This window comes from Hoyosella sp. YIM 151337 (genome assembly GCF_026041215.1).
Lineage (GTDB): Bacteria > Actinomycetota > Actinomycetes > Mycobacteriales > Mycobacteriaceae > Hoyosella.
Window position 1 is genome coordinate 80,440 of the sequence record NZ_JAPEIQ010000026.1, and the last position, 17,433, is coordinate 97,872.

16 protein-coding genes are annotated in these 17,433 nt (G+C 62.8%); 7 read left to right on the forward strand and 9 right to left on the reverse strand.

The window, feature by feature from the left end; all coding sequences use genetic code 11:
- Positions 1-20 precede the first annotated feature (20 nt).
- Positions 21-2,363, reverse strand: coding sequence for a PQQ-like beta-propeller repeat protein (locus ONR57_RS12960; protein ID WP_265123924.1), 2,343 nt, complete (start codon positions 2,361-2,363; stop codon positions 21-23).
- Between the two features lie 252 nt (positions 2,364-2,615).
- On the opposite strand from ONR57_RS12960, the gene ONR57_RS12965 reads away from it, so the two are divergent.
- Complete coding sequence (locus tag ONR57_RS12965) at positions 2,616-2,900, forward strand: hypothetical protein (RefSeq protein WP_265123925.1); 285 nt, start codon at positions 2,616-2,618, stop codon at positions 2,898-2,900.
- Between the two features lie 69 nt (positions 2,901-2,969).
- Here ONR57_RS12965 and ONR57_RS12970 read toward each other — a convergent pair whose 3' ends face one another.
- The 6 genes from ONR57_RS12970 to ONR57_RS12995 form a co-directional block, all read right to left on the reverse strand.
- The gene (locus ONR57_RS12970) at positions 2,970-4,022 is read right to left on the reverse strand and encodes a hypothetical protein (RefSeq protein ID WP_265123926.1); all 1,053 of its coding nucleotides are present in this window, start codon (positions 4,020-4,022) and stop codon (positions 2,970-2,972) included.
- Complete coding sequence (locus tag ONR57_RS12975) at positions 4,019-5,185, reverse strand: sensor histidine kinase (protein ID WP_265123927.1); 1,167 nt, start codon at positions 5,183-5,185, stop codon at positions 4,019-4,021. Before ONR57_RS12975 ends, ONR57_RS12970 begins: the two co-directional genes overlap by 4 nt.
- A gap of 2 nt (positions 5,186-5,187) precedes the next feature.
- Positions 5,188-5,910, reverse strand: coding sequence for a response regulator transcription factor (locus ONR57_RS12980; protein ID WP_265123928.1), 723 nt, complete (start codon positions 5,908-5,910; stop codon positions 5,188-5,190).
- Positions 5,911-6,052: 142 nt separating this feature from the next.
- Positions 6,053-7,135 carry a hypothetical protein gene (locus ONR57_RS12985; protein ID WP_265123929.1) on the reverse strand — a complete coding sequence of 361 codons (1,083 nt, stop codon included), beginning with the start codon at positions 7,133-7,135 and terminating at the stop codon, positions 6,053-6,055.
- Positions 7,132-8,328, reverse strand: a complete 1,197-nt coding sequence (locus ONR57_RS12990; RefSeq protein ID WP_265123930.1) for a sensor histidine kinase — start codon at positions 8,326-8,328, stop codon at positions 7,132-7,134. The genes ONR57_RS12985 and ONR57_RS12990 overlap by 4 nt, the downstream gene beginning before the upstream one ends.
- Complete coding sequence (locus ONR57_RS12995; RefSeq protein WP_265123931.1) at positions 8,288-8,992, reverse strand: response regulator transcription factor; 705 nt, start codon at positions 8,990-8,992, stop codon at positions 8,288-8,290. The genes ONR57_RS12990 and ONR57_RS12995 overlap by 41 nt, the downstream gene beginning before the upstream one ends.
- Before the next feature lie 383 nt (positions 8,993-9,375).
- On the opposite strand from ONR57_RS12995, the gene ONR57_RS13000 reads away from it, so the two are divergent.
- Both ONR57_RS13000 and ONR57_RS23335 read left to right on the forward strand, forming a co-directional pair.
- Positions 9,376-9,678 (forward strand): LuxR C-terminal-related transcriptional regulator, encoded by a 303-nt coding sequence (locus ONR57_RS13000; RefSeq protein ID WP_374116440.1) that lies wholly within the window; start codon positions 9,376-9,378, stop codon positions 9,676-9,678.
- Positions 9,679-9,761: 83 nt separating this feature from the next.
- On the forward strand, positions 9,762-13,568 hold the full coding sequence (locus tag ONR57_RS23335) for a helix-turn-helix domain-containing protein (protein WP_265123932.1): 3,807 nt from the start codon (positions 9,762-9,764) through the stop codon (positions 13,566-13,568).
- Between the two features lie 3 nt (positions 13,569-13,571).
- On the opposite strand, the gene ONR57_RS13010 is transcribed toward ONR57_RS23335, so the two are convergent.
- A complete protein-coding gene (locus ONR57_RS13010; RefSeq protein WP_265123933.1) occupies positions 13,572-13,778 on the reverse strand; it encodes a hypothetical protein in 207 nt (68 codons plus the stop codon).
- A 192-nt stretch (positions 13,779-13,970) separates the two neighbouring features.
- The gene (locus ONR57_RS13015; RefSeq protein ID WP_265123934.1) at positions 13,971-15,335 is read right to left on the reverse strand and encodes a class I SAM-dependent methyltransferase; all 1,365 of its coding nucleotides are present in this window, start codon (positions 15,333-15,335) and stop codon (positions 13,971-13,973) included.
- A gap of 47 nt (positions 15,336-15,382) precedes the next feature.
- Between ONR57_RS13015 and ONR57_RS13020 the strand changes: the two genes are divergently transcribed.
- The 4 genes from ONR57_RS13020 to ONR57_RS13035 all read left to right on the forward strand — a co-directional run bounded on the left by ONR57_RS13020 (position 15,383) and on the right by ONR57_RS13035 (position 17,405).
- Positions 15,383-16,156 (forward strand): helix-turn-helix domain-containing protein, encoded by a 774-nt coding sequence (locus ONR57_RS13020; RefSeq protein ID WP_265123935.1) that lies wholly within the window; start codon positions 15,383-15,385, stop codon positions 16,154-16,156.
- A gap of 147 nt (positions 16,157-16,303) precedes the next feature.
- Positions 16,304-16,573: a nucleotidyltransferase domain-containing protein gene (locus ONR57_RS13025; RefSeq protein ID WP_265123936.1), complete on the forward strand. Its 270-nt coding sequence runs from the start codon at positions 16,304-16,306 to the stop codon at positions 16,571-16,573.
- A gap of 54 nt (positions 16,574-16,627) precedes the next feature.
- Positions 16,628-17,005 (forward strand): nucleotidyltransferase domain-containing protein, encoded by a 378-nt coding sequence (locus ONR57_RS13030; RefSeq protein WP_265123937.1) that lies wholly within the window; start codon positions 16,628-16,630, stop codon positions 17,003-17,005.
- Positions 16,995-17,405, forward strand: a complete 411-nt coding sequence (locus tag ONR57_RS13035) for a DUF86 domain-containing protein (RefSeq protein WP_265123938.1) — start codon at positions 16,995-16,997, stop codon at positions 17,403-17,405. The genes ONR57_RS13030 and ONR57_RS13035 overlap by 11 nt, the downstream gene beginning before the upstream one ends.
- Positions 17,406-17,433 lie beyond the last annotated feature (28 nt).

The window sequence follows — 17,433 nt, forward strand, 5'->3', positions numbered from 1 at the left end:
CAGCCCTCTTTCGGCTTGCGCTAGCGATAACGCGTCGTGCCAGCTGATCCGCGGTGTGCGCTGATCAGTTTGGCGTAGCAGTGTTCCGTCTCGACGCCGCGTTCGTGGCACCATCCGATTGCCGGGCCGGAGTCATCGAAGGTCAGCCCGGCGACCGTCACCCACCATCCTTTGAGGTCGAAGACGGGCCACTCATCGGTGTAGAGAAGCCGAACCTCGGGGTAGCGGATCCGCAGTTCAAGGTGCTGGCGGAGGATCTCCTGCGCGCTCCAGTGAACCATCGTGCCATCGATGTCCGTGGCGTCGAGCTCGTACCGCTTCGATGAAACCTGCGGCACCCATTTACCTTCCAGACTTTCTAAGATGTACGGCCGGTCGGCGTTGGCGATGGCGCGCAGCGCGTCGATCGCTGTCTGTTCGCTGTCGATTCCCGGCGGCTCGGCAGCACGGGCGGCCGCAATCTTCAGCGCATCACTGGACGGCTCCACCGTGACTTCGCCTGACGCCGGTCCGTGGCTCGTCCCCTCATCGAGGCACTCGACCGACTGCCTGTACGTAGCTCGCGACGAATCAACCCCAGTGGAATCCCCCACCATGATCGGCAGCCGCCAAAACGACCGGATGGGGAACGCGAACTCTCTGACGATGGCAGCGTCCGAAGCTGTTCCAGCCGTGCTTGACGATCCGTTCGTCGGCGGCAAATACATCGGCACCGAAGAGAAGTCGAACACTCCTGCCGCGACAGCAGCACCCTCATCGAACACGGATACCCGCAGCGCATCCGTCGACACGATGTCGCCGCCACCACATGCCGACACAATCCGCATGGTCACGATCAGTTCGTTTCCATTGGTCCGGAAGTCCAGTGGTGTCATCTCAGGCGCCTGGTCGCATTGCGTGACCACCAACTGATCCGGCTGCGATCCAGAACCGTAGTCTGGCGCGGTCACCGCGTTACGCGGCGCGCTTGCTGGACCGCCGGTCCGTGGGTAGAACGCGAGTTCCCGCTCGGTGACGACTACGAAACCCGTACCGGCTGGCTTCAGGACTGCCCATCCCTCGACGCTTCGCGTTTGCCACTCCTGCGCGCCGGTGCGCAGGTTGTACGCCGAGTAGATTCCCGTGGAAGCGCTGGTCGGCTCATAGCCGATGACGCGCTGGCCGTCAGTGGCGGCGGGCACGAACATGCGCGAGACGCCTGTGCGCCACAACAGCTCTCCGGTGTGCAGCGAGTAGCCCAACATGTGGTCCGCTATCCCAACTGGGTCCGGGCTGGCCAGCACCACATCACCGACGATGGTGTGCAGCGTGACGCTGCCGTCGACCGACCAGAGAAGCTCACCGGTCGCGAACTCATAAGCGTCGTGTCCGAGCACCAACGGGCCAACATCAGCGGGATCCGGAGCCAGAACGGACGCAGGCCGCAGGCCTGGACCGAACACGATGCTCGTGTCGCCTCCGGCGGCCGCGACGATGTGCATGCGCGGATCGAAAATTCCCTGATCCCAATGACATTCAGTCCCAACGATTCCCTGGTGTGGGTAGAGATACGGATCGTCGAGCGGCTCCACGGACAGCGGTTCACCATTCTCAACCTCCACCGAAACTCCGTGATGGCCACCCCAGTACCAGGCGATACCCCCCGCTACCGAGAAACCACTGCCACCGCCTGGCCGGCACTTCCCCATCCGGAACTCTTGCCGCCAGTCTTCGGTGACATCAGCGACAGCTCCCTTCGCGATCCACATCGTTTCTGTCGTCGACCCAGCGATGTACACATCGCCGTCGTAGACGTCGACGTTTCGCGCGTCCGGAACAGGCTGGGTGCGCACCACCTGACCGTCAGACAAGCGATAGAACCGCACCTCCGATACGTCCGGCCCCTCCCCAGGCGCACGTGCTGGCGCGACGCACGGAACCAGTCCGTCGATCGATGTGGTCGCGCACTCATGCACCAGAAAACTGACATCATTCACGCGCCACCGCACAGCGCCAGTTGCCGCGTCGATCGCCACCAAAGCTCTGGATCGATACTCGTAATCCTGCAAGGTGACCAGAAGTATGCCCCCGAGATCGCGCGCGTCAGGTCCAGTCATCCCGACACCACCGAAGGTCACCCCGGGCTCGAGATCGCCCGCCCACAGTGTCCATGCCCGGGCCGGTTCCGACGGAAAGGTTCCGCGCAGCTGCGCTGCCGCGTACTCGTCCGTCCCGCTTCCGAGACCGTCGCGCACAACCACAATCGCGCCTGCGCCCACGACAACCGCGACCACGCACAATGCGAGCACCAGCCACGGCATGCGCGGCCATGGCGCTGAGGGCGGCGGAGGTGTCGGCCACGCCGGTCCGTGTCCCGACTGCATGAAGGCGAACCTACGACAGCGTTGTGACCTGCACAATCGCCTAAACAAACGACCAAAACACTCTGTCCCTTACGCTGGTCCCCCAGCTCTGGGGGCACCAAAGTTGCGGGTTTCCGAGGGCCGGATGGCGCTCTAGCGTGTGAGTCAGCAGTCGCACCCTCGCCCCTTCGGCGGCAGAGACAAGAACCTCCCCGGCGCCTTCGAACTGCACCGTGCGGCTGCTCTCACTCTCACTCATCAAAGGGGTCCACCATGAAATCGATCGTCCGCACCGGCGCCGTATCCGCACTCCTTGCGTCCTCCATGCTCATGACGGTGCCCATGGCGAGCGCTGACCCTCTGGAACTGTCCGCGACGCTGTCGATCGGCAGCATGGAGATGATCTCGAACCTGCCGTACTACGGCTACTACGGGTACTACCCCTACTACTGGGGCTATGGGAACGTTCCCGGGTTAGCTATCACCCAGGGCGCCGACATCGCAAACAACGCGATTGACACTATTCCGAAGATTCTCGGCAGCGTCTTCCCCTGGTGATCGAATCCTGTCTGCGTGGGTGCCTGTGAGGCCCACCTGCGGCCTCACAGGTCAGGCAGCCAGAGGCTTCTAACCGGAGATAAGCTCCTTACTCGCCGTGACCCCGCCTGTGGTGTCTACCTCGATCCGCTGCATCTCTTCGTGATCCAAGAGAATTGTGGCGAGCACGTCTCGTCCGGGTGGATGGACACGCGCAGTAACCCTGGCGGCGGGTCCAGCTCGGTCGAGCACCATACAGAGCTCAGCCCGGACGATGGCGGCGAAACGTTTGGGTTGTCCTTCAAGGCCTCCGTCGTCGAGCAGCGTCACTTGTACTCCCCGCTTGCGCGCCGCAGTAGCCAACTTCACCACATGTTCGTCAACCAACGTGCTGCCTCGAATCCTGTCCCGAAGCTGAGCGTCGAGCAGAAGGCACTCGGCTCGTTCGTTGGAGGTCAATTCAGTCCCGGACGCCATTCTTTCCAGCATCGGGCGAACCAAGGCATCCACCTCTCTTAACGCACGGTGCCGTTCTTCGCTGGCCGCGAGAGCCGCCGCCTGCTGGGCTGCACGCTGGTTAGCCTCGGCGCGCAGCGCGAAGATTGCCCTCGCGACCGGACGGACTCGGTATGCGAAGAACGTTGCCATTAACAGTGGCGGTACGTTCACCGGAGTCCACATCAGCCCGACTCCGATTCCTTGCCCCGTCACCATCGCCCAGTAGATAACTACGGCGATCTGCGTGAGCATCCCGATCCAGGCGAGAACCACCGCGCCGCGCACACACATGAAAACGAGGGGCGCAAGCATTATCACGTTGAACCAAAGTTGAGAAGATCCAGTCGGCAACTCCGGGAGCTGGAGGATCACGAGAGCTGAGCCAATTGGTGCGCACAATGCGATTGGGAGCGCAAACTTGAATTTCAAGGGATCTCCCGGCAAAAGGACAACACCCATCACCGCCAACGAAAGGACGATCCACGCGACAATGGCGAACGCAGGACGGTGAAGTTCACTCAAACTGTCGGCTATTTGCGGGAGATGAGCCAAGCAGAAGAGACTGGCGAGTGCGATGCCCCCTCGGCGACGCATTCCTACCACGTCACGAATATCCCAGGATGCGGATCCGCCCGGTTCGTTCATGGTGTCCAACTCATCGTCACTCTGGTCCCTCGACCGGGTTCGGAGTGAACGACCGCCCGAGCGCCTTCTAACTGGGCGAACCGATCCAGAATGCTGGCTCGTACGCCCAGTCGGAATTCGGACGCAGACTCGGTGTCGAATCCGACACCGTTATCTACGACATCGATGCGAACCTCGGTCCCAAGGAAAACCTGGACTTCACATACTGCACACACCCCAGCATGGCGCTGAACGTTGCGAAGCGCTTCAGCCATACCAGCGCAAAATGCGCGACCCACAGTCACGGGGATGGACGCCGAACACTCCTGCGAGGAGGCGGCAACTAGGAGCCTCGCGCTTTCCTTGATCTCAACAATCGTTGCCCTGAGGTTACCAAGAAACTGTGTTGCACTGACTTCTTCGTTGCCAATTTCCTCTTCGGATGCTCGGTCGAGTTCCGCGAGCGTAGTTGCCGCTTGACGGGCAAGTTCCGCGCTCGTGAGGTTGCGTGCCCCCGCGATCAGCGTCGACATAACACCGTCATGCACGAACGCGTTCACACGGCGCTGCTCGGCGGTTCGGGCTTTAGCGACGGACGTCTGTACAACCTGTAGCCGTGTCGCCACAGCCGTCTCATCGAGAATGCGTCCGGCGCGCGCCAACGCGAATACGGTTACGGCGAACAAGAGCACTTGGAGAGTCGTGCTCAACAGTGGCGCTGCGAGGCCGGTCTCTGAGGACCGGGCGACATAACCTGTATATACCCCGGTGGGCACAACAACAGCGACGTACGCAGCAGTGAAACTAAGCCTCCAAATGATCGCACCTGCTACGGCTGCCAGGCCTGGAAAGTAGCTGAACCAAGTACCGGCGTTTGAAGGCAAGGTTTCGCCAGTCCAGGTGAGCAACCAGCTCGTCGACGTGAGGACATTCGCCACCGCAAAAGCGTTAATCGTGACTCGCAGCGCCTTTAAGCTGCCCCACAAGCTTATGGGAATCAGGGCGATAGCAGTGCCAAAAGTCAGAACCGCAAATAACGGTGTCCACCACCAAGGGTTGAGCGCCACCTGTGACGCCACATGAGGCGCCGTCATGATCGCGAAAAACACTGCGCCCCATCCAATGAACTGTGCGAATGTGCGCGCTAACTTCTCAGCTGCACCAGCCTCGAATTTCTTGTGCACGGCTAGCGTCCGTCATGTGAGCGCGTGCGGTGCCTTCGCGGGAGCGGTAGCCATCCATCTTCGACAGCCCGTTTATAGAGATCCATCTTTGTCGGTGCGGGCCTGCCGACCTCCGCGTATTTGCGGCGGATCCGACCAAGATAGTCGTTGACGGTCTCCACCGAAAGGTTCGTTTTTCGCGCAACTGTCACTGCTTTCTCGCCCGACGCGTACAACGCCAGCACCTCACGTTGGCGTTCGGTCAGTTGGACTTCGCACAACTTCGGGTCGCTGTCGATCGCTGCCGCCCAATCGATACTCATCACCGGGCGTCCCGCCGCAGCCTCGCGGATCGCATCAAGCGCAACCAAGGGCGGTTCGGACTTGAGCACGACACCAAGCACCCCGCCGCGCGCCGCAGACCGAATGAGGTAGCGGTCGTCGCCTGAAGTCAGAACGAGCACATCCAGACCGTGTTCGTGGAGTAGAGCGACGTTAGCGCGCGGCGATGAACCGTCGGCAAGGCGCAAATCGAGGACCACAAGGTCGAGCTCAATACTCGACGCGAGAAGCTGATCGACCGTCGGGGCAACCGCGACAAGCTCGAGATCCGGCTCATGTTCGAATAGCGTGGCCATTCCGATCGCGTAGGTTTGGTGATCGTCTACGAAGCCGATTCTCCGGACCTTCTTTGGAGTACCTTCAGTGTCACCGCACTGAGGCTCGGGGTGTTCGGAAACTCCCATATATGTATTTAACACGCGGTGGCACCAGCGGCGGAGGCTATTTGCTGTCCCTGAAGCTGACACCATCTCCACCGGGAACATGAGTAGGACGGACGTACATCACGCCTGGCTCTGCTGACTGCGTCCGGATACGTCTGTGGGCCTAGTCGAGGAAACGGCTAACCGAGAAAAAATCCTCGCCCACAACCCCCTCCGCCACCACGCTGCCCATCAAGTCCACCTCGATGCGATTCTCACGCTCGCCGTCGCGCGCCAGAACCGTCGCTAGGATTGGACGCCCGGGCGGGAGCACGCGCGCCGCGACGCTGCCCGACTGTGCCGCGTCGAGCATCGCACAGAGTTGCGATCGGACGATTCCGGCGAGGACTTCGTTCCCGGCGTCGAGCCCACCGTCGTCGAGCAGGGTCACGCACACTCCTCGCTGTCGGGCTGCGCGTGCTGCGGCGATCACGTGGTGGTCGACGAGTGAGCTTCCCCGGATGCCGTCGCGCAACTCCGCGTCGAGCAGGAGGCACTCTTCTCTATCCGCAGCTGTCAGCGGTGTTCCTGATGCGATGTGTTCGAGCATCGTGCGCACCAAAGCGTCGACGTCTGCGAGTCGGCGGTCCCGTTCGTCGCTCGCGGCGAGGGCGGCCGCCTGTTGGGCTGCTCGCTGGTTCGCTTCGTAGCGCAACGCGGATATTGTCCGTGCGACTGGCCGCACCTTGTAGGTGAACACCGTCGCCATGAGCAGTGGCGGCAGGTTCGGCAGCGTCCACACCAGACCTGTCACGAAACCTTGATCGGTTACACCGGTCCACACCACGACGACGATGCTCGCAGTGATGATGCCTAGCCATGCGCATCCCACTGCTCCGCGCACGCACATGAATACGAGGTACGCAATCATCATCATGTGAAACCACAGCTGGCCCGCATTGGCGGGCGGCACCGGCAGTTGCGACACCACGAGCACGGCTGAGACGGGTGCAGCCAACGTGAGTGGTAGCGCGAACCGTGTTGGCAGTGGGTCACCGGGCAGCCACACCACACCCGCCACGGCTGCCGCCAAGATCACCCATGCTGCGACCACTACAGCCATGTGACGTACTCCGGCGGGGTTGCTCAGCGCAGAACCCAAACCGGCCAGACAGAATGCGGCCGAAAGCCCAACACCGAACGCGGTGCGTATTCCGATGAGGTCGCGGATGTCCCGCGTCCACCTCGTTAGTTCCGGGATGCTCATTGCGGTGCCCATCTCATCGATACAGTGGCACCGCACCCAGGCTTTGACGCGATCGCGGCGAAGCCGCCGGGAAGGTGGTCGAATCGGCCGAGAATGCTGCCGCGCAGACCGAGTTTGGAATCGGGAATTCGCGACGGGTCGAAGCCCGATCCGTTATCGGTGACGTCTATACGAACGTCGTGTCCGACCGCTACCCGCACTTCAGCCTGTGCGTCCGCACCGGCGTGACGCCGCACATTTCGGAGCGCCTCAGCCACTCCTGCGCACAGGGCGTCCTTCACGTACCCCGGTATCCGCTGCGCTGGCTGGCGGGGCTCGGCACTGACTGAGAAGTGCGCGTCATCGTGGATGTCGGAAACTGTCGCACGGATGCTGCTGGCGAGCTCGTCTGCGCTGACGTGCTCAGGTTCGGGGGCGCTGCTTCGCGCGAGTTCGAGTTCATCGATGGTGGCCGAGGCGTGACGAGCGACTGCGGAGCTGTTTCCTGAGCGGGCCGCCGCGATGAGTGTGGCCATCACAGCGTCATGCACGAGTGCGTTGACGCGCCGCCGTTCAGCCGTGCACGCCTCGGTTGCTGACGTTTGGATTGCCTGCGTGCGGGCGGCCAGCGCGGTGGCGTCCAGGATCCGGCCGGTGCGGACGAGCCCGAACACCGCACACGCGAACAACGTCGAGAACAATAGGGTGCCCACCAAGGCTGTGAGCAGCGGTTCGAGGGTGTCCTGCCAACGCACCACATGTCCGGCATAGACACCAATCGAATTCGCCGTAACTAAATACACGAGCAGAAACGTGAAGCGCCAGATAATCGCGCCCGCAACCGCTGCCAGCCCAGGCAGGTAGCTGTGCCACGTGCCCGTTTCTGTGGGCAGCTTCTCCCCCGTCCACGTGACCAGCCATGTCACAGGCACCAGGACATTGACGAACGCATACGCATTGATGGTTCGCCGCAGGGCCGTGAAGGTCCCCCACCGGCCCACTGGGATCAGCGCGATAGCGGTTCCGAAGAGCAGCACCGCAAAGAGCGGCGTCCACCACCATGGCGTGAGGGTGCGCTGCGAAATGACGAGTGGAGCGACCACACATCCGTAGAACACCGCACCCCACCCGATGAATTGGGCGAAGCTGCGGCTGAGCCGCTCCGCTCCTTCGTCAGTTGGCGCCCCGACCGTCTGACGTGCTGGAACGGCCACGCCCATCATGCCTCCTCGGCAATGGCAGCCACCCGTCCTCGAGGGCACGCTTGTATAGGTCCATCTTTGTCGGCGCCGGTCGTCCGGCTTCCGCGTACTTCCTGCGAATCCGGCCGACATAGTCGTTGACGGTTTCAACGGACAGATTCGTCCGGCGTGCCACGCTCGATGCCTTCTCCCCGGCGGCGTACAGGGCGAGGACCTCACGCTGCCTGTCTGTCAGCTGCACCTCTGACAATCCTGGATCGCTGTCGATCGCTGCGGCCCAGTCCATCGTCGCGACCGTTCGACCGGCTGCGGCCTCCCGGATGGCGTCAAGCGCCACCGATGGCGCTTCGGACTTGAGGACCACCCCAAGCACGCCGCCACGTGCCGCCGAGCGTATGAGGTAGGTGTCGTCCCCGGAGGTCAGGACAAGCACATTGATGCCGTGCTCGTGCAGAGCGACGACGTTCGCGCGCGGAGATGAACCGTCGGCAAGCCGTAAATCAAGCACCACCAAGTCGAGATCGGTGCAATTTTCAATTAATTCGTTGGCAGTCTGCGCAATCGCAACAAGCTCAAGGTCGGGTTCATTGGACAAAAGCGCGGCCAATCCAAGCGCATATGTCGAATGATCCTCGACCAGCCCAATACGAAATATACCGCGGGCTTGGGAGGCCACGGGTCGACCACCTCCACTGGTTCCAGATGACGCGGAGAGTCCGATATACGTATTTAACACCGCTAGTGCCCCTTATGTTGTGGGTTACAGCGTTCCGATGCTTACGTCGTTGTCGCCGGCAGGCGGCGCGCCGGAATTGCCCCTTCCGGGCGAAACTTATCGGAAGCTGTGCGCCGAGTGAAGTCGTCAAACGAACGACATCAGCGAGTGTCGCCACGAGTTCCCAGGTCAGCCGATCGCGCACCACCCTCCCGCGTGAATGGCCTTTGTATGGAGATCTCAAAAGCACTGGTGACCAGCAGTTTCACTCGGAAGGATGACGGTATTCAGACGACGCCGTTCAGCTCGTTTCGACCGGGCAAGCAGAGGAGATGACAGTGCCCATGATTCAGCGGAACCGTCCCGAGAGCGACGCCAGGCGGCTAACCTACACCCACGCGGGCAGGGACAATCACCGGGTCGCGCCTACCCTGTCAAACCGGGAAATCGAAGTGCTGCGCGCCTGGTTCATGTGCAACTCAAAATCAGAGACCGCAAGCCAACTCCACATCGCACTCGGCACCCTCAATACCCATTTGGCGCGCATTCGCGCCAAATACCACGCCGTCGGGCGCCCCGCTCAGACAAAAGCAGCCTTGGTCGCGCGTGCCGTTCAGGACGGAATCGTTAATCTCGACGAGCTGTGACCAATCTAGTAATTCCTCACTTATTTCTGGGCCGTCTGAGTTATCTGTTTTGATGATGTCCGGCACGCTTAATATGTCCGGTTGTGACAACAGACGCGAACCATGGGGGCGCCGACCTCACCCAGGTCGAAAACCGGCTCGATCTCGGCGCCGCGCTCAGCGCGCGCCGTGAGCATCTCGGCCTCACGGTCCGCGACGCTGCGACGAAAGCAGGAGTGCCGCTCGGCACCGTTTCGAGCTGGTTTTCCGGACACCACGTGCCGACGCCAGCATTGAAAGACGCGTTCCTCGCGCTGCTAGCCGTGCTTGAGGTCGAGGACGTGGATGCCCAGCAAGAGTGGTGGAACGCTGTTCAGCGTGCACGCCGCACCCCTGGACGGCGAAAGGCCGACAACGCCCAGCCGTACAAAGGGCTGGACAGCTTCAGCGCCGAAGACGCGCAGTGGTTCTTCGGGCGTGACGATCTCGTCAGCGCTGCGCTCCAGAGGATGAAGGAACAGCCGCGAGTCCCGTTAGTGGTGATCGGGCCGTCCGGTTCCGGCAAGTCCTCACTACTGCGGGCGGGCATCGTCGCCGCAGTTCAGGCCGGGCGCGGTGGACTCAACCAGCTCAGCACTGAGCTGATAACCCCTGGCACCACGCCTGCTGACACTCTGTCGTCGCTCTCGGTGTCCCCCGAGACACTGCTGTGTATCGACCAGTTCGAGGAACTGTGGACCCAGTGCAAAGAGGAACGCCAGCGGCAAGACTTCCTCGAAATCCTTGAAGAATACGCTGCGGCGTGCCGGGTCGTGATCGCGCTGCGGGCTGACTTCTACGGCACAGCGGTCACCCACCGCATCCTGCTTGCTGCTTTGCGGGACAACTCGCTGGTGGTCGGGCCGCTTTCGGCGCAGCAGTTGCACGCCTGCATCACCGAACCCGCCCGGAAGGCGGGCTACATCATCGAGGACGACCTCGTCCGCATCATCACTGATGATCTAGCACCGCGCGACTCAGCTGACACCCACGATGCTGGTTCCCTGCCGCTGCTGTCACATGCCCTGCTCAACACGTGTCTGCTAGCGAAGCGCAAGCGGATGACCGTTTCCGACTATCTCGCGACGGGCGGGATCCGCGGGGCGCTGCAACAAACCGCTGAAACCGCGTACGCGAACCTGAGCGACGATCAGCAAGTCGCCGCTCGGCGGGTGTTTCAGCGTCTCATCACGGTCGACGGCCCGACAGAGACCCGTCGGCGTGCGCCGCTCGCCGAACTGTTTGACGTTGACGACAGCGATGACGTCCGCACGGTGATCAATGCGTTCGCCGATCAGCGCATGCTCACGCTCGCGCGGGATTCGGTGGAGATCACCCACGAGGTACTGCTGCGCGAGTGGTCGCGGCTGCGCGGCTGGGTGCAGGACAACAAAGACAGTCTTGTTGTTCATCGCCGGATCACGCTCGCCGCACAACTGTGGGAGGACGCGGGACGCGACGACAGCGCACTGCTCGGCGCCGGGCGTCTCGAAGTGTTCAGCCAGTGGGCGCGGGTAGACAATCATGAGTCTGAACTGAACAATCTCGAACGCGAGTACCTCGCGGCGAGTGCTTCGCACCATCAAGCTCTTGCGGACGCGGAACGCCGGCGCCAGCAGAAGCTGCGCAAGCTGAACGTCACCCTCGCGTTGATCGCGGTTATCGCCGTGGTCGCGGCGCTCGGAGCGGTGGGTGCGGGTGTGTACGCGAATGTGCAGCGTCAAGGTGCTGAACTGGCGCGAAACGAGGCGCTTTCCCGCGAACTCGCGCTGGAATCACGGCTGATCCGGGCCGACCAGCCGGAGCTTGCCGCGCAACTCGCGCTCGCCGCCTACCGGATCCACCCGACGGTCCAGGCGAACACCGCGCTCCTCGACGCCACCTCTGTACCCACACCAACCCGCTTCCGCCATGAGCCAGGTTCGATGGCTCTCGCCGTCAGTCCTGACGGTTCGCGGTTCGTTACGTCAACGAGTGACGGTATCGCGCGGGTCTACCCGCTCGGCAATCCTGCTCCCGAGCCGGGACCGCTGGCAGAGTTCCCGGCGCTCGATGACGGCTCCCCCGCCGCCTATGCTGCGGCGTTCTCCCCGGACGGATCGATCGTCGCGCTCGGGGGCAATGGACTCGCCCTCTGGAACGTGGCTGGTACGAGCCCCGAAAGCATCGCACAAATCGACGTTCAGGATGAATCAATCCAGGCCGTCACCTTCAGTCCCGATGGGTCCGTCTTGTCCGCGGGGACACCCGATGGTGGCGTGCTGAACTGGGATATCACCAACCCGGCGTCACCGGAGCCGCTGCCTCCCATCACAGTCGAAGAACCGCTCGCCGTCACAGCCGCCGCGGTCGCGTACAACCCGGACGGCACGATGCTGGCGACCTCGGCTGGTGGCAACCTCGTCAAACTTTGGGACGTCACGGACGCTGCTGCCGGAGCAACCGAGATCCACAGCTTGCCGCTGCACGGCGACGCCAACGTCACCGCCCTCGGTGTCGCGTTCAGCCCCGACGGCCAATTCCTCGCCGCCCCCACCAACGCGACGGACGTGCGGCGCTGGGATGTCAGCAACCGGGAGGGCCCCCAGGAACTCGAGCCGTTCGACGGGTTCGACAGCTGGGTCAACGACGTGGCGTTCAGTTCCGACGGACAGCACCTCGCTGTGGGCAGCAGCGATCAGACGGCACAAATCCGTGATTGGGACGACGGCTCGGTGGTTGCGCGCTTCCCAACCCCGGCGCTGGTCACGTCGGTCGCGTACACACCCGACGGTGCTCGCCTGATCGCCGCGGCGGACGACGGCACGGCGCGCGTGTGGGACATGCCCGGTCCAGTGCTCTCGGGAATCACCGGTGTCGTGTTCCAGATGCGCTACAACCAGACTCGCGACCAAGTGATCGTCACCGCCGGCCGTGGCGACCGGGCAGTACATGTCGTGGACGTCAGCGACGCCGACGACCCGCAGCGACTCGCACGCGTCGACGTGCCCGAGCACAGCGCCGCCGGTGCCGTCAGCGCGGATGGACAGTTCCTCGCCGCTGGGACACTCGAGGGAGAGGTCTTACTCTTCGATCTCAGGGCAACCGAGGATGCGCGAGAAGTCGGCAGGGTACGGAACGACGATGGCACGCTGATCCCCTCGCTGGCCGTCTCGCCCGATGGTTCGCTCGTGGCCGCACCGTCCTACTTCGACGCGCGCGTGCACGTGTGGGATGTGCGCGACCCCGGATCCCCACGGCCACTTCCCCCGCTCGACCTCGGATTGGGTACCGGTGAGCTGATCGACTTCAGCCCCTCTGGCCACTATCTGGCGGCCGGATCATCGGCCAGCGAGTTCAAACTGTGGCGGGTGGGCGAGGACATGACGTTCGAGGAGATGAACGCCGACGCCGGCGAGTTCCTGGGCTCGGTCCCAGCGGTGCGGTTCAGCCACGACGAGGAACTGCTCGCCGCAGCGGGCGGCGGTGGCGACAATCGCGTGCGGATCTATGAACTCCGCGGCGGCGACGTCGAGATCCTCAGCACCCTCGTGGGGCCGCGGGCGGAAATAACGTCGCTCGATTTCAGCCCGGACCGTTCACTGCTGTCCGCCACCACGGGTGAGGAACTCTGGATCTGGGACATCTCCGATCCGTCCGGGCCAGATCTTGTCGCGACGCCCGCGTCGTACGACGGTCGTGTCAACGACGCGGTATTTCTCGGCGACGGCAGTCGTATCGCTGGCGCCGGGTGGGCGATGGACGTGCGCTTCTGGCACACCCGTCCTGACAGCGCCGCGGAACATATCTGTCGGCACCGCGGCACCCCGATTACCGCTGACGAATGGACGCAGTACGTTCCGGGTGTCGAGCAGTTTGAGATCTGCAGCTAGATGTCACATTTTCTGCGGCTGCCCAAACAGGCTGCCCAGCGATCCGAAGTCAAAGAACCCCGCAAACATGTCCATCGGTGACTGCTGCTGGTACGGCGCTTTGTCGTTGTGGCTCGGTTCCGCGGATGCTATCGCCGGTGCAGCAATAAGCGCAGCTGCGGCGAGCGTTGCGGCGGCAGCAGGACGGGCAAGTTTGGTGAGATTACGCATGGGGCTTCGCCTTTCGGTTTCGGAAACTCCCGCTGTGGGAGTGATATGACTATCGCCCGCAGATGCGCATCGTCACCACCGGCCCTAGGGGTGGTCTCTCGCCACCCCGCGCGGCTAGGTATACCTCGCACACTGGTTTAGCGAAGTGCTAAACCGTTGGCCGGTTACGACGCGGCGGCACTGAACCCTCGTTCAGGGACGCGCTTCGAGCACCATGAACGTGGGTGTCTCGGCGGCACGGCGGAACCTCGTGAAGCCTGCCTCGGTGACGACACGTCGCAGCGCATCCTGACCCGCTTGCGCACCGAGCGCCTCGGGCCCGTCCTGGGACAGTGCGCTGGGGGTGCATACGAATGTGGACACCGAGTAGAAGGTTCGGGCGCGGACGGATGTGACGAGCTCGTCATCCGTGCGCGGTTCGGTGAACATCCATATCCCATCTGGCGCCAATGCGTGACGAATGATGCGCGCAGCCGAGACCGGGTCGCCCCATTCGTGCAGGGCATTGAATACGCAGATGAGGTCGAATCCCCTGCCGGGAAAGTCACTCGCGGTGGCCGTCTCGAAGGACACCCGGTTGTCTACCGCCGCCTCGGCGGCCAGTTTGCGGGCCGCCTCCACCGATTCAGCGTGGGCGTCATAACCCACGAACGTCGACTTGGGGAACGCCTGCGCCAGCAGGATCAGCGCGGCGCCGTGGCCGCATCCGATGTCAGCTGCGTGAGCGCCCGCCTCCAGCCGCTCTTGCATACCGTCGAGCGCCGGAATCCAGTGCTCCACGAGATTCGCCCGATACGCGGGTTCGAAGAACCTTCGTGTCCCCTCGAACAGATCGGGATGGTGTTCGCCCCAGTCGAGACCGCCACCAGCGGTGAACGCCGCCATGACGCGTTCGGCATCCTGGTGGACCGAGTTCACGACCAGAGCACCGCCAACCACGAAAGTTGGACTCTCAGGATCGGCGAGGCAGGCAGCCTGCTCCGCCGTGAGCCAGTACCGCTGCTGGGTGGCGTCATACTGGCAGTACGCACTCGCGACCTGCGCGTTGGCCCATTCGCGCACGAGACGCGGGTGGCAGCCGGTGGTTTCCGCGAGTTCTTCGGCAGTGGCCGCGCCCAGCTCAAACATCGCTTTGTACAAACCCAGCTTGTCACCGATCACGACGGTGGCCGCATGCATCGCGGCGGCCTGGTCCGCTCCGAAGCGGTTCAGGAAGTCCTGCAGCCGATCCGGGTCGAGGGCCGCGCGCGAGGTCTCCGGTGCCGCGCTGCCATTTTTGCTGGATCGATGTGCAGGGAGCTGGCTTCCCGGCAAGCCGACGGCCTGTTCCTCAAAAACCTGGAAGTAACGCTGGGTGCTGGAGGGCTCAAGTGCCGGGTCGATGTAGCTGCGCAACTCGTCGATTGAGTGGACTTCCCATAAGCATGCGGCTTCTGTATGGTCCAGCGCCGTGACGAACTGGTGACGACACATAGTGTCCGGCGCCGGAGGCATCCGGCTGACCTTCTCACTGAACAGTTCTTGGTCGTGGATCTCGTGGTGGACAGACACGAACATGGTTCGCCTCCCTTGAAAATACCCCCGCATTTCCGGATGGGTTTCGAATGTCATCTCTCTTTCAGCCTGGCAGACTGGAAAGCACGTTCAAGTCTGATTTCTGGACCTTCACGCGCAGGGAGGTGCTGGTGAAGAGCTATAACCAGTACTGCCCGATCGCGCGCGGGGCAGAGGTGTTTGCTACCCGCTGGACACCAGTGATCATCCGCAACCTGTTGCTCGGGTGCCGCACCTACACAGAACTGCGTGACGGCGCTCCGGGCATTTCGCGTTCGCTGCTGTCCGAACGCCTGGATCAGCTCGAGCGTCTGCGTATCATCGAGCGCCAACCGAACCCGAGCGGCCGCGGATGGCTGTACGCGCTGACACAGGCGGGCAGAGACCTAAAACCGGTGTGCGAAGCCCTCGGCGCATGGGGCTCAGCCTGGGTTGAACTCGGACCCCAGCACCTAGATCCGTACGCCTCACTGTGGGCGATGGCACGGGGCCTTCGAAGCGTCACCCTGCCCGCTCACCGGATTAACTGCCGCTTCGAATTTCCCTCCATGCCATCGAACAAGCGGCATTTCTGGTTGCTCGTGCAGAAGCCTGAGCCGGAGATCTGCGTCAAACACCCTGGCTGCCAAGAGGATCTGGTGGTGACCGCCGACCCCGAGTGGTTAGCACGCTGGGTGCTGGGTCAAATCTCGCTGGCGCAGGGACTCAAATATGGATCCGTTGAGACCTCCGGCCCGGATCGACTCGTCCGCACCCTGGGGCGCCTGGGTGAGCAGAGCGCCTCGGCGCTGCAGCGGTGGGGGGAACCGATCGCCCCGGCGTAACCACCAGCGCGCTGCTCTGGAAGAGGAGCGCCTCCATACTGTGTCCTCCTCATCGGTTTAGCGAAGTGCTAAACCGCCTGCACAGCTACACGGGTCCGAGGCAGGTGAGCGCCCGGGCGCCCGGGAACATTCGAGTACAGTTTCCTCATGGACGTTGAGCTGGCAGCCGAGCGGCTGGCTCATATTGGCCGCTCACACCCGTCTGTCGACCTTCTGATGCTTTATGGATCACGCGCACGCGGCGACGCGCACGCCGGATCTGACTGGGACTTAGGATATCTCGCTCGCACCACCGTCGATCACCTTGGGATGCTGAGTGAAGCCACTTGCGCACTTGGGACCGACAACGTCGACCTTGTTGATCTGCGGAGAATGCGGACGCCCTTGAGCCGATGTCCGATGCGACCGACGCAGTAATTCTCCATCTATGGCAGGCCGTAAACTTCATCCGGACTGTGAGATTCTTGAATCGTGAGTGAGGCTTCGCTACTCAACCAGACCGTCGAAGCGCTGCGCGAAGCGGGCGCGCGCTTCGCTCTGATCTTCGGAAGTCGCGCGCGTGGCGATGATCGGCCGGATTCCGATTACGACGTCGCGGCATGGTGGGATCATGACCCGCCGCAAGCGTTCGACGTCCTGGTACCGCCCCGGGTGGACCTCGTCGTTGTGAACACCGCCCCTCTCGAACTGCGTGGCCGGATCGCCGTGGACGGCAAAGTCCTCTTCGAGGACTCGCCCGAGGACCGGGTTCACTGGGTGGCGACTACTCGGAAGATCTACTTCGACGAACTTCCGCGAATCGAACGCGCCCACCGCGACTTCGCGCAGGGAGTGCTCGATGGTCGATGAGAAACGTATTCTTCGGCTGTTGCGCTCAGTAACTGACGACATTTCCGTGCTTCAGGCTGAAGCCGCTGCCGATTCACACAGACGCAGCGACGCCCTGTGGCTACGAGGCATCAAGTACACGTTCATTACCGCAATCGAGGCGTGTGTCGATGCAGGCCAGCACATTTGCGCATCAGAAGGCTGGGGCCCGCCCGCGGACAATGGCGATGTAATGCGACTGCTACACACGCATGGGGTGCTCGCGGAACCCACCGCGCGAGCGATGAGGATGGCGGTTGGCTTTCGGAACGTGCTGGTACACGAGTATGTCGAGGTGGACGACGAGATTGTGCTGCGCCGCCTTACCGACCTGGGGGATCTCCGGCGGTTTGTCGAGGAGATCATTCAGTGCGTGACGTAGGAGCCGCACCCCAGCCCTGCTGTCTGTC

What these genes read in the sequence shown, in the direction of transcription:
- ONR57_RS12960 (WP_265123924.1), bottom strand. Translation starts at nt 2,363, where the DNA reads ATGCAGTCGGGACACGGACCGGCGTGGCCGACACCTCCGCCGCCCTCA.
- ONR57_RS12965 (WP_265123925.1), top strand. Translation starts at nt 2,616, where the DNA reads ATGAAATCGATCGTCCGCACCGGCGCCGTATCCGCACTCCTTGCGTCC.
- ONR57_RS12970 (WP_265123926.1), bottom strand. Translation starts at nt 4,022, where the DNA reads ATGAACGAACCGGGCGGATCCGCATCCTGGGATATTCGTGACGTGGTA.
- ONR57_RS12980 (WP_265123928.1), bottom strand. Translation starts at nt 5,910, where the DNA reads ATGGGAGTTTCCGAACACCCCGAGCCTCAGTGCGGTGACACTGAAGGT.
- ONR57_RS12985 (WP_265123929.1), bottom strand. Translation starts at nt 7,135, where the DNA reads ATGAGCATCCCGGAACTAACGAGGTGGACGCGGGACATCCGCGACCTC.
- ONR57_RS13000 (WP_374116440.1), top strand. Translation starts at nt 9,376, where the DNA reads ATGATTCAGCGGAACCGTCCCGAGAGCGACGCCAGGCGGCTAACCTAC.
- ONR57_RS13010 (WP_265123933.1), bottom strand. Translation starts at nt 13,778, where the DNA reads ATGCGTAATCTCACCAAACTTGCCCGTCCTGCTGCCGCCGCAACGCTC.
- ONR57_RS13015 (WP_265123934.1), bottom strand. Translation starts at nt 15,335, where the DNA reads ATGTTCGTGTCTGTCCACCACGAGATCCACGACCAAGAACTGTTCAGT.
- ONR57_RS13020 (WP_265123935.1), top strand. Translation starts at nt 15,383, where the DNA reads ATGTCATCTCTCTTTCAGCCTGGCAGACTGGAAAGCACGTTCAAGTCT.
- ONR57_RS13025 (WP_265123936.1), top strand. Translation starts at nt 16,304, where the DNA reads ATGGACGTTGAGCTGGCAGCCGAGCGGCTGGCTCATATTGGCCGCTCA.
- ONR57_RS13035 (WP_265123938.1), top strand. Translation starts at nt 16,995, where the DNA reads ATGGTCGATGAGAAACGTATTCTTCGGCTGTTGCGCTCAGTAACTGAC.